At 52.6% G+C, this 11,685-nt stretch carries 14 protein-coding genes; 6 read left to right on the plus strand and 8 right to left on the minus strand.

Annotated features, from left to right (window positions below; all coding sequences use genetic code 11):
• The first annotated feature begins 138 nt into the window (after nucleotides 1–138).
• The 5 genes from thrS to D9A02_RS13305 all read left to right on the plus strand — a co-directional run bounded on the left by thrS (nucleotide 139) and on the right by D9A02_RS13305 (nucleotide 4,949).
• A complete protein-coding gene (thrS, locus tag D9A02_RS13285; RefSeq protein WP_120501413.1) occupies nucleotides 139–2,085 on the plus strand; it encodes a threonine--tRNA ligase in 1,947 nt (648 codons plus the stop codon).
• Nucleotides 2,086–2,360: 275 nt separating this feature from the next.
• Complete coding sequence (locus D9A02_RS13290; protein ID WP_120501414.1) at nucleotides 2,361–2,663, plus strand: DUF2282 domain-containing protein; 303 nt, start codon at nucleotides 2,361–2,363, stop codon at nucleotides 2,661–2,663.
• A gap of 92 nt (nucleotides 2,664–2,755) precedes the next feature.
• Nucleotides 2,756–3,613 carry a DUF692 family multinuclear iron-containing protein gene (locus D9A02_RS13295; protein WP_120501415.1) on the plus strand — a complete coding sequence of 286 codons (858 nt, stop codon included), beginning with the start codon at nucleotides 2,756–2,758 and terminating at the stop codon, nucleotides 3,611–3,613.
• Nucleotides 3,610–4,362, plus strand: coding sequence for a DNA-binding domain-containing protein (locus D9A02_RS13300; RefSeq protein WP_120501416.1), 753 nt, complete (start codon nucleotides 3,610–3,612; stop codon nucleotides 4,360–4,362). Before D9A02_RS13295 ends, D9A02_RS13300 begins: the two co-directional genes overlap by 4 nt.
• A gap of 5 nt (nucleotides 4,363–4,367) precedes the next feature.
• On the plus strand, nucleotides 4,368–4,949 hold the full coding sequence (locus D9A02_RS13305; protein WP_120501417.1) for a DoxX family protein: 582 nt from the start codon (nucleotides 4,368–4,370) through the stop codon (nucleotides 4,947–4,949).
• Between the two features lie 54 nt (nucleotides 4,950–5,003).
• On the opposite strand, the gene D9A02_RS13310 is transcribed toward D9A02_RS13305, so the two are convergent.
• Together D9A02_RS13310 and D9A02_RS13315 are read right to left on the minus strand one after the other, a co-directional pair.
• Nucleotides 5,004–5,372 (minus strand): hypothetical protein, encoded by a 369-nt coding sequence (locus D9A02_RS13310; RefSeq protein WP_120501418.1) that lies wholly within the window; start codon nucleotides 5,370–5,372, stop codon nucleotides 5,004–5,006.
• 46 nt (nucleotides 5,373–5,418) lie between these two features.
• A complete protein-coding gene (locus D9A02_RS13315) occupies nucleotides 5,419–5,733 on the minus strand; it encodes an arsenate reductase family protein (RefSeq protein WP_120501419.1) in 315 nt (104 codons plus the stop codon).
• 218 nt (nucleotides 5,734–5,951) lie between these two features.
• Between D9A02_RS13315 and D9A02_RS13320 the strand changes: the two genes are divergently transcribed.
• Nucleotides 5,952–6,158 carry a cold-shock protein gene (locus tag D9A02_RS13320; protein WP_120501420.1) on the plus strand — a complete coding sequence of 69 codons (207 nt, stop codon included), beginning with the start codon at nucleotides 5,952–5,954 and terminating at the stop codon, nucleotides 6,156–6,158.
• Nucleotides 6,159–6,210: 52 nt separating this feature from the next.
• Here D9A02_RS13320 and D9A02_RS13325 read toward each other — a convergent pair whose 3' ends face one another.
• Genes D9A02_RS13325 through D9A02_RS13350 form a run of 6 tightly spaced genes read right to left on the minus strand, consistent with a single transcriptional unit; the run spans nucleotide 6,211 to nucleotide 11,683 of the window.
• Nucleotides 6,211–7,140, minus strand: coding sequence for an AEC family transporter (locus D9A02_RS13325; RefSeq protein ID WP_120501421.1), 930 nt, complete (start codon nucleotides 7,138–7,140; stop codon nucleotides 6,211–6,213).
• Between the two features lie 4 nt (nucleotides 7,141–7,144).
• Nucleotides 7,145–7,948, minus strand: coding sequence for an MBL fold metallo-hydrolase (locus D9A02_RS13330; RefSeq protein ID WP_120501422.1), 804 nt, complete (start codon nucleotides 7,946–7,948; stop codon nucleotides 7,145–7,147).
• Complete coding sequence (locus D9A02_RS13335; protein ID WP_120501423.1) at nucleotides 7,948–8,754, minus strand: TatD family hydrolase; 807 nt, start codon at nucleotides 8,752–8,754, stop codon at nucleotides 7,948–7,950. The genes D9A02_RS13330 and D9A02_RS13335 overlap by 1 nt, the downstream gene beginning before the upstream one ends.
• Before the next feature lie 15 nt (nucleotides 8,755–8,769).
• Entirely contained in the window at nucleotides 8,770–9,897 is a 1,128-nt protein-coding gene (locus D9A02_RS13340; protein ID WP_120501424.1) for a DNA polymerase III subunit delta', read from the minus strand.
• A complete protein-coding gene (gene tmk / locus D9A02_RS13345; RefSeq protein ID WP_120501425.1) occupies nucleotides 9,894–10,520 on the minus strand; it encodes a dTMP kinase in 627 nt (208 codons plus the stop codon). The genes D9A02_RS13340 and tmk overlap by 4 nt, the downstream gene beginning before the upstream one ends.
• Nucleotides 10,517–11,683, minus strand: coding sequence for a D-alanyl-D-alanine carboxypeptidase family protein (locus D9A02_RS13350; RefSeq protein WP_120502533.1), 1,167 nt, complete (start codon nucleotides 11,681–11,683; stop codon nucleotides 10,517–10,519). The genes tmk and D9A02_RS13350 overlap by 4 nt, the downstream gene beginning before the upstream one ends.
• Nucleotides 11,684–11,685: the final 2 nt, after the last annotated feature.

Below are 11,685 nucleotides of genomic sequence, written 5' to 3' on the forward strand. Positions count from 1 at the left end.
GTGTACTAAACTCGCGTACAACCTGTACACAAATTGCCCCTCTTGACTTGGTAACGTGACCGCGCCACAACAGCGGCGAACCATATACCCGCAACCGGGCGTTCCGTGGGCGCCAAACTGACGAGGAGCATCAGGCTGATGGCCCAGATTTCCCTTACTTTTCCCGATGGCAATGCGCGCAATTTCGACGCAGGTGTGACCCCTGCCGAAGTGGCGGCAAGCATCTCAACCTCACTGGCGAAGAAAGCAATTTCCGCCACTGTGAATGATCAACACTGGGACCTTCAGTGGCCGATTGATCAAGATTCCTCCATTGGTATCAATACCATGAAGGACGAAGAGCCTGCGAATGAGCTGATCCGCCATGACCTTGCGCATATCATGGCCCGTGCCGTCCAAGCCCTGTGGCCTGACGTGCAAGTCACCATTGGTCCCGTCATCTCCAATGGTTGGTATTATGACTTTGACCGCGCAGAGTCCTTCACCCCCGAAGATCTGGGCGCTATTGAGAAAAAGATGAAAGAAATCATCAATCTGCGCGACAAGGTTACCACTGAGATCTGGGATCGCCAACGCGCGATTGATTTCTACACCCAGAACAATGAGCCCTATAAAGTAGAGCTAATCGATGCCATTCCGGGCAACGAGCCGCTGCGGATGTATTGGCATGGGGATTGGCAGGACCTGTGTCGCGGCCCTCACCTGCAGCACACCGGTCAAGTGCCTGCAGATGCATTTAAGCTAATGTCTGTCGCGGGTGCCTACTGGCGTGGCGATTCAGATCGTCAGATGTTGCAACGGATCTATGGCGTGGCCTTCACCGGCAAGGAAAAGCTCAAAGAATACCTGCACTTCCTCGAAGAGGCTGAGAAACGCGACCACCGCAAACTGGGCCGCGAGATGAACCTCTATCACATGCAGGAAGAGGCCCCCGGTCAGGTGTTTTGGCATCCCAATGGCTGGAAAGTTTACACCACTTTGCAAAACTACATGCGCCGCATGCAGGAACGTGACGGCTATGTAGAGGTCAACACCCCCCAAGTGGTGGACCGCAAGCTCTGGGAGGCCTCGGGCCACTGGGACAAGTACCAAGAGAATATGTTCATCGTCGAAGTCGATGAAGAACACGCCCGTGAAAAAGCGATTAATGCTTTAAAACCAATGAATTGCCCCTGTCACGTTCAGGTATTCAATCAGGGTCTAAAATCCTATCGTGACCTGCCCCTGCGCATGGCTGAATTTGGATCATGCAACCGGTATGAGCCCTCAGGCGCGCTGCATGGTATCATGCGCGTACGTGGTTTTACCCAAGACGATGGCCACATCTTCTGTACTGAAGAACAGATTGAGCCCGAAACTAAGAAGTTCATCGCTTTTCTTGCCAAGGTCTATGCTGATCTAGGGTTTGAAAACTGGACCATCAAATTGTCGACCCGGCCTGAAAAACGTATCGGCTCGGACGAAACTTGGGACATGCTCGAAAAAGCCCTGGGCGATGCCTGTATGGCTGCTGGCTATGAATACGAGCTTCTGGAAGGCGAAGGCGCGTTTTACGGCCCCAAGCTGGAATTCACCCTGACTGATGCCATCGGCCGGACCTGGCAATGCGGCACCTTGCAGGTGGACAGCAACCTGCCAGACCGCTTGGAAGCCAAATACATTGGGGCTGATGGCAGTAAACACACTCCATTTATGTTGCACCGGGCAACCTTGGGATCGTTCGAACGTTTCATCGGTATCCTGATCGAAGAGCACGCTGGAAAGTTCCCATTCTGGCTGGCCCCGCGTCAAGTTGTTGTGGCTTCTATTGTCTCTGATGCGGATGATTACTGTCTTGAAGTGGTTGACGCTTTGCGCGCCGTTGGCGTCCGCGCAGAAGCCGATCTTCGCAATGAAAAGATTAACTACAAGGTTCGCGAACACTCTGTCGGCAAAGTACCGGTTATCCTTGCCTGTGGTATGAAGGAAATCGACGAGCGCACTGTCTCTGTGCGCCGCCTTGGAGAGAAACAAACCAAGGTTGAAAGTCTTGCAGATGTTACATCGGCCTTGGCCGTTGAGGCCACAGCTCCTGATTTGTTGTAACATAGCGCGAAAAACGCGGCCAATTTCTTGTAACAATTTTCAAAAAATTGGCCGCGGAAACTTACATAACGCAATAATAACAATAAGATAAGAACATACCACCTTCACACATCATTTGACGGCTCCGTGTCTAACGCGCTCGTGAATGGTATTTTCACATATCCTCCCTTTATCATACATGTATCGACGATAACGAGTTTGACGGCAGCCGCTTCGCGCTTGTTCCACGGCTCAGTATCGATAGGATACGATTTTTAACTCTAGGGAGAGACCCGATGTCAAACGCAATCAAAACTGTCGCACTTGCTGGCGCAGTCACTGCTGCTCTCGTAGCTCAAACCACAAACGCCACTGCCGGTGCGCAGGAAAAATGCTATGGTGTATCACTCGCCGAAGGAAATGACTGCGCGGCTGGTCCCGGCACTACCTGTGCGGGCACCTCAACAGTTGATTACCAAGGCAACGCTTGGAAACTGGTTGACGAAGGTACATGCACGTCAATCGAACTTCCTGCACAGGCTGATGGCACTCCACGCGAAGGTTCACTGGAAGAGCTGTCCCGCGATCTGCCTGCATAAGACCATTCATCATCCGGGGCAGGCAATTTCAAAACGCCTGCCCCGTTTTTGCGAACTAGCCCCGTCGATTTTCAATCAGAAAGGAATGTCAGATGTTGGACGATAGCAGTCATAATAATCATCTGCCTTTTGGTGTTGGTGTCGGCTACAAATCACAGCATTTCACACAAATTTTGAATGATGCCGCCCCGGTTGAATGGCTGGAAATACATGCAGAGAACTATATGGGCGATGGTGGTCGCCCTCTGGCGCAACTGCGACACCTGTCCGAACGGTTCGCAATCTCGGTGCATGGTGTTGGCTTGTCGATTGGCAGTGAAGGCCCCCTAGATACAGATCATCTGGCGCGTCTCAAACATCTTTGTGGTTGGCTCAATCCTGCTAGCTTTTCCGAACATCTGGCATGGTCGACGCACGACAGTCATTTTCTGAATGACCTACTGCCCCTGCCCTATACAAATGACAGCCTGACCCGGATCTGCGATCACATAGATCAGGTACAAGACGTGGTCAGCCGTAAAATGCTACTGGAAAACCCCTCCAGCTATCTTGCTTTTGATGAAAGCACATGGTCCGAACCTGATTTCCTACGAGAGGTCACGCGCAGGACGGGCTGCGGCATGTTGCTGGACGTAAACAATGTTTTCGTTTCTGCAACCAATCTAAACTTCTCACCTCAGGACTACATTGATCAATATCCGTTGGGATCGGTTGGTGAAATTCACCTTGGTGGGCATGACGAAGATGAAGACGAACACGGCCAGCCATTGCTGATCGACAGCCACGGACGCGAAGTGATCGATCCGGTCTGGGCGTTGCTTGACTACGTTCTGGAGCGTTCCGGACCTAAGCCCGTGTTGGTCGAATGGGATACCGATGTGCCAGAGTGGTCTGTGTTGCAAGCCGAAGCCCTGCGCGCTCAAACTGCGTTGGAAAAGGTTCACGTATGAGCGTTTCACAAGACATATTTCAGGCAGCTCTACTCAACCCTATCGCCACGGTTCCGACGGGGCTCATCGATGCGCAGGCCCGCCCTGCAGGTCAACGATTCAACGTTTACCGCAACAATGTAGCGGTTTCCTTGACCGAAGCGATGCACAATGCCTTTCCCCTGATCAGCAAACTTCTGGGGCGCACCAACATGGATGGGCTGGCAGGCACATTCTTGCGTCAACATCCCCCATCTTCGCCATTGATGATGCACTATGGTGACGCCCTCCCAGATTTTCTGAACAATGAAAAACAGCTTGCCCATATTCCCTACCTGCCAGATGTGGCCCGGTTTGAGTTGGCAATACGCCGTTCGTATCATGCGGCCGACAGCACCCCCATTACGCCGGAAGAGTTGGCGATTGATCCTGAGCAACTTGCGTCGGCAACGATCCGATTTGCCCCCGCGATGGAGCTTGTTCGTTCGCCCTGGCCGGTACACGCCATCTGGGCGTATAACACCGAACCGGATGCGCAAAAACCGCAGGCTGCGGCGCAAGATACACTGATCACTCGACCAGAATTTGACCCTGTTCCACAACTTCTACCCCAAGGTGGGGCCGATTGGATTCTTGCCTTATGTCAGGGACAAACCATTGGTCAGGCACAAGATGTCGCGCTGGGCATTCACCCCGAATTTGATCTTGGCACGACTCTCACCCTGCTGTTGCAGGGACACGCTATCATTTCTCTTGTTACCGAAGGATAAACGCCATGCGCGCTCTTCTCTCTCTCCATCATATGGTTTTCGGACTGGTCGAACGCGTTGGCGACTGGATGCTTCCGATGATTGCACGTTTCATGTTTGCGGCCATCTTGTTCGTGTATTTCTGGAAGTCTGCTATGACAAAACTGGGCGATGGCATTTTCGGCTTCTTGTTCCCTTCAAGTGGGGCCTACATCCAGATGTTCCCCCGCGCGATGGAAGCCGCTGGATATGATACCAGCCAGTTAAGCATCTTTCACTGGGCAGTTGCTGTTGCAGGCACCACTGCGGAAATCATTCTACCGATCCTGATCGTAGTTGGATTGTTCACACGTCTGGCCGCCATTGGCATGATTGGCTTTGTTGCGGTGCAAAGCCTGACCGATGTCTATGCTGCGCAACATTCAAAATGGGGGCAGTGGTTTGACAATGTGGCAGAGTACGATCCCGCGATCAAAGGCGTCGGATTGCTTGATATTCGCGCGCTTTGGGTCTTTGTTTTGCTGGTGATTGTGATCAAAGGTGCGGGTGCCATATCGCTCGACGCGATCTTGTGCCGAAAACATAAAGCTGACATCGACGTGATGTAGGGTAAAAACCCATTAAGATTAACCAAACCGGCCCCATGAGGCCGGTTTTCTTATTCAGAAATGTGCTTTTGGTTCATCCGGCTTACCGGCCGCAATGGCCAGAATGCCACCAAGTGCAACAAAGCCCATTGGGAACATAGTGAATACGTTGAAACCAAAGGCATAATACATCGCCCCGGCGGATAGCAGCATCAAGACACCACCCCATAGGGCGCGCACCTTGGACATGGCCCCACCGGCGATCGCTAGAAGCGGTGCCAAAAAGCTGACCGCTCGGATCAGGCCAACCTGATCCACCTGCTCGGCAATGCCGTCAATCTCTCCGACTTTATCAACAAATTCAGTGTAACCGTAGCTGAAAAATCCGACCAATAAGGCCAACAATCCACCAATCACACCCAGCATCAATGCTGCATTCCGCATTTAATTTACTCCAAACCGTTTTCAATAACTTATGAGGTGTTTTGCTTTATCCAAGCAATTTTTCCTGTACATCTTTAGTCCAGCCCAAAAACAGCACGCCATCGTGATCTATCAAGGGGCGTTTCATCAATGCCGGATGCTCTGCCAAAAGGTCAAGTGGATCACGCTCGCGCTCTACCGCATCCAATCCACGCCAAGTGGTCGACCGTGTGTTCAACACAGCGTTTCCAAACTGCGCATAAGCGGATTTCAGCAAATCCTGCGGCACCCCATCAATACGCACATCTCGAAATTCAACTTCAAGAAGTGATTTCAAAGCCTTACGGCAGGTATCACAAGTTTTTAACCCATACAAAATCATTCATTTGCTCCGTTCTTTTTACCGCCATAACCGGTTTTGACATCGCAGTCATCCGAGTTTCGCTTGCTTTTTACATTCGCGGTGTAATGATCCCCGCGTGACATTGGTGTTTCAGGTGCCGCCATCGCATGAGATGTCCGGTACCATACGACCCAGTGTGATATGGCCTGGCATATTTCCGGGAAGCGAAGTTAAGAACGTTAAGAAGGAGAAGCGGCATGCCAAATGGCACCGTGAAATGGTTTAACACCACTAAAGGATTTGGCTTTATCGCCCCCGATGATGGCGGCAAAGACGTATTTGTGCATATTTCAGCGGTAGAACGCTCAGGCCTGACCGGCCTCGCCGACGACCAAAAAGTTGAGTACGGGTTGGAGGATGGCCGTGATGGGCGCCAGATGGCCGTAGACCTAAAACCCCTTTGATATTTTATAAATGTTTGTAATGGCGGTCTTCAGATCGCCATTACAAACAGCATCATGGTAGAACGTTCAGCCACATCCAAGCTGTAACGACAGATAAACCTGTGGCGATCAGCACCGCCGAGGCCGCCACGCGTTGCGCCCGTCCATACATGTTTGCAAAGATATAGGCATTCACCCCTGGCGCCATTGCTGCCGTGATGACGGCGGACCGTGTCGCATCCACCGAAACTCCGGTGGTTGATGTCAAGATGAGCGTGATCACCGGGTGGATCGCTAAGGACACTACGCAAACATAAAGTGCGATGCGTAGATCACCCTGTGGCCGGTATTGAGCCAGCACACCACCTAGCCCGAACAAGGCTGCTGGCAAAGCCGATCGCCCGAGCAAGGCAATCGCCTCACTGAGGGGTGCAGGCAGAGGCAAGCCAATCAAATTAACCGCTAAGCCCAGCACAATCCCGACAATCAATGCATTTGAGAACATTGCTTTCAACACATTGAACAGGCTTGCCCGAACACCGTTTTCACAGGCGCGGACCACTTCCATCACGGTGATACCTACCCCATAGCAAAGCGGGGAATGCAGCGCGATGATAGCAAAGTTCGCGGTCAAGGCACCCGCACCGTAAGCCCGTTCCGTAATCGGCAATCCCAGCAAGAGCGAGTTGGAAAACAAGCAACAAAATCCAATCGCTACCGCGTCTTGCCAATCGCGCTTGAACAGATAACGCGCACCCCAAATACCCAATGCAAACCCGGACAACGCCCCGGTGTAAAAACTTGTCAACAGTCGCCAGTCGAAACCTTGCTCCAAATCCAGATTGACCATTGCATAGAACAGCAGGCAGGGAATGGCGAACTTCTGAGCGAAGACCATCACCCCGTCCACGCCTGATTGACTGAACCACGTGCGCCATACCGCAACATAGCCAAACCCAATCACGATAAAGACGGGTAGAATGACGTTCAGCAGCGCCTGCATCGGGTTAAACCGTCAGGCTGATTTGCATCCCGTCATAGGCGGGGATAACATTGTCGGCAGTCTCATCGACGAGGGTCTGGTAATCCATGTCGATATGCATGTTGGTCAAAACGCCATAACGTGGCTTGACCCGCTCGATCCAGTCCAGTGTTTGCGCCAGATGTGTGTGCGTCGGATGCGGCTTGCGGCGCAGAGCATCAACGATCCAATACTCCAACCCTTCCAGTTCGGGCCAGATCTTATCGGGGATCTGCGCTACATCCGGGAGGTAAACCAAACCCTCAATCTTGAAACCAAGTGCATCAATCGATCCGTGATTAACCTGGAGTGGTAACAGGGAAATATCGCCCCCCTCGCCTGAGATCGTAAAGGCTTGATCCTCGTGGATCGTGTGCATGTTCAAAATTGGCGGATACGGTGAATTTTCAGGTTGCACAAATGTGTATCCGAACTTTGCAAAAAGTTCGTTTTGTGTATCCCCATCAGCCCAAACCGACAGACGTTCTTTAGTGTTGAAAACAATCACCCGCAGGTCATCAATGCCGTGAATATGGTCCGCATGGGCGTGGGTAAAGGCCACACCATCCAACGTACCGACCTCGGCATCCAACAGCTGCTGGCGCATGTCCGGTGAGGTATCGATCAAAACCCGGGTGACCCCGGCCTCAGTGATCCGCTCAATCAGCATCGAACAGCGACGCCGACGGTTTTTGGGATTATCAGGATCGCAATCGCCCCAGACACCGCCCAACCGGGGCACCCCCCCAGAAGACCCTGTGCCCAAAAGGGTGAAGCGCAGCTCTGCCATCAGGCTGCTACCTGATAAAGTGCGGCCTTGCTGAACAGCCGATCAAAGTTTATCTGCGTCTGCGCGGCGAATGCAGGCCAGTCCATGCCAAACACCTCAGCCCCTTTTTGGGCCGTGTGCACGCTATAGGCTGGTTCATTGCGCTTGCCGCGATATGGAGGCGGCGCAAGATAAGGCGCATCAGTTTCTACCAACACCCGATCAACCGGTGCCGCGGAGAATATATCACGCAGTTCCTGACTTTTGGGAAAGGCCGTTATGCCCGACATCGACAGGTAAAATCCAAGATCAAGCGCAGCCTTTGCCAGTTCGACCGAGGATGAAAAGCAATGCATCACGCAGGTATACGCGCCATTGTTGTACTCTTCAGTCAGAATACGGGCCATATCCTCATCTGCCGCACGGGCGTGGATGATCAACGGCAGGCCAGTTTCACGGGCGGCTTCAATATGCACTCGCAGGGATTGCTTTTGCACATCAGCGCTTTCAGCGGTGTAGTGATAATCAAGCCCCGTCTCGCCAATACCGACAAACTTAGGGTGCTTTGATAAAGTGACCAATTCATCAACCGTTGTCATGTACTCATCAGTAACATTCATCGGGTGTGTGCCAGCGGCGTAAAACACCGATGCATAACGCTCTGAAATCGCACGGACATATGGCTCTTTGTGCAATTCAGTGCAGATGGTGACCATGCGGGTCACACCAGCATCTATCGCACGCGCAACGATCTCATCGCGTTCGGTGTCAAAAGAGTCAAAGTCGAGGTGACAATGACTGTCGGTAATCTCAATCAAGTGCGACATCTAAAATCCAAGGGTTCAGCCAGCGGCGGTTTTCTGAATGCTGAATACCGTATCAAGGACCAGCGCGACAGGGTCAAGGTTCACTGACTGCCCATGGCGCGCCCGCGACGAAATATCCTGTGCGCAATTGGCCCAAAGCCGACCGCGTGCGGCATCCGGCGACAAGCGCAACAACGTCTCTTGCTCTTCATTCGAGGCCGCGACGGCAGGAGGGTGTCCATATGCCCCGGTTTGGGCCAGTCGCGACAATAATAAATTGATCAACACCAGTAAAAGGTCCAGCTTTTGCGAGGCTTCTTTACCGCTGATTGATTCAGCCAACTTCATCGCCCTTTGCCGATCAAAGCGTTGCGGCAAGCCCGAAATGATCTGAACCAGCTCATCATAGACCTTAAGCCCATCCTGATTGATCAAACGAATGGATTCCCCAACCGACCCACCAGACAGCGCCGCCAAAGCTGGTGCATCTTCGGCTTGTTCCACCCCGGCTTGCGCCAGCGCAGTTGCCATATCATGTTCACTCAATGTGTTCAGGCGCAGCACCCGACACCGCGACCTAATTGTTGGCAACAAACGTGCAGGTTGATGCGTGATTAACAAAAATGTCGTAAGTGCTGGTGGTTCTTCCAGCATTTTTAACAACGCATTGGCTGCTTGCGTGTTCATCTCATCGGCACTGTCGATGATCACCACACGCCGCCCGCCATCCGCAGCACTGAGCTGCAGAAACTGGTTCAACTCGCGCACAGCATCGGCAAGGATCGCATCACGCATCTTGCCCGTTTTCTCATTTACACTGCGGGTGATGTGATACAGACCCGGATCTGATCCAGCCAGCAAGCGCCGCGCCACAGGATGCTCTGAACTGATGTCAAGCGTTTCCGGGCTTGGCATAGCTTCTCCAAATAGCCCACCATCATCGGCATCAGGCGTCGCCAACAAAAACCGTGCAATCCGCCAAGCCAATGTCGCCTTGCCCACACCGCGCGGTCCGGCCATCAGCCAGGCGTGGTGCAAGCGACCGGCATTGAAGGCCGACAGAAACGTGGTCTCTGCCGCATCCTGGCCATAGAGATGAATCGTTTCGCGTGGGTGCGGCGCCCCCTCAGTCCGGTCAGCTTCAGGCAGTGTGTCTATGCTCATATTAAAAGATTATCTACGACAGCGCGCACATCGTCGGCAACCGCTTCGATTGGTTGGTTACCATTGATCACCTTGATCCGCCCCGGATCTGCAGCAGCCAGTTCAAGAAACCCTTGTCGCATTTTTTGCTGCATGCTCTGCCCCATGGCTTCAAACCGTTCCTCTGTGCCACCGCGGGCAAAGGCACGGGACAGGCCAATTTCGGGATCCATGTCGATCAACAGCGTCATATCAGTTTCGCGACCAATCATCAGTGTATGCAGTTGATCCACCTGCGTCCGCAGATCCCCCCGGCTGACGCCCTGATAAATTCGGGTGCTATCAACATACCGGTCAGAGATCACAACTTTTCCTTCCGCGAGTGCCGGCAAGATCACGCGCTCTAGATGGTCGCGCCGGGCCGCAGTAAATAATAGCAGCTCCGTTTCAGGCGACCAACGATCGGCATCGCCTTCCAGTACTAATTTGCGAATTTCTTCTGCGCCCGGGCTGCCACCGGGTTCACGAGTAAAGACCACATCATGACCGTCATCCTTAAGACGCTCCGCCAACAGACGCGCCTGCGTAGATTTGCCGGACCCATCAACCCCTTCAAAGCTTAGGAACCGTCCCTGCCCGCTCAAAGCGCCCCCTCAGGATTGTTTGTCATGCGCTTCAAAAACACCGAAGAGGCAGTTTGCAAACGGACCATAAACCCGCCACGCGCAACGTCATGTGCCGCAACCAAAGGGATGCGGGTTTCGGGCATACCTTCGGGTTTCAAGACCAATTCCGCCAATTGTTGTCCCTTTTGAATTGGCGCTTCAACAGGACCACTATAGACCACATCGCCTTTAACCTCTTCGTCGGACAAAACTGGTAGCAATGTCTCTATATCTTCGATCGAGGTTAGCCCCACTTCGGGACTGTCCCCCATCCAAACGTTGGCACTGGCAATCTCGGTGCCTGCTTTGATAATGGAACGTTGCGAAAACTGCCGAAAAGACCAATTGACCACAGCCTCAGATTCTTCTGCCCGTGCCTTAGCACTATCCAACCCGGACAGCACAAACACCACCCGGCGATCGCCCTGCTTGGCAGAACCGGCAAGGCCATACCCTGCGCGTTGCGTGTGTCCGGTTTTCAGACCATCCGCCCCAATACCCAGTTTCAGCAAAGGATTGCGGTTTTGGGTGTTTTTGGGTGCACGCCCATCAAATTCAAATTCAGTTTCTGCAAACAGCGGGTAAAACTCTGGGAAATCTTCGATCAAGCGTCGTGACAAAAGAGCAAGATCACGCATGCTCATCAAATGGCCAGCAGCAGGCCAGCCGTTTGAGTTTGAGAATGTCGAGTGGGTCATCCCCATTTTCTGTGCCCGTTGTGTCATGAATCGGGCAAAACCGGCTTCGGTTCCATCTGGGCTGAGTGCTTCGGCAATCACAACACAGGCGTCATTGCCAGAAAGCACAATAATACCTTTCAGCAGATCTTCGACCCGTATTCGGTCTGTGGTATCCAAAAACATGGTCGAGCCGCCATAGCTCATTGCATGCTCAGATACTGGCAAACGTTCATCTAACGACATCTGACCTTTTCGGATCGCCTCAAACGCAACATACAGCGTCATCAGCTTGGACATCGAAGCGGGCGGCAATGGTTCGTCCGCATTTTTATTCAGCAACACAGTGCCAGTTCCAACATCAACAACAAAGGCCGCTTTGGCTTTGGTATCAAAGGCTTCTGCTGGAAATCCAACACTTCCCAACAGTGCAGCCAAAGCCAATAAACCTGTTGCACGACGCATAT

This window comes from Roseovarius sp. EL26 (assembly GCF_900327775.1).
Classification (GTDB): Bacteria; Pseudomonadota; Alphaproteobacteria; order Rhodobacterales; family Rhodobacteraceae; genus Roseovarius.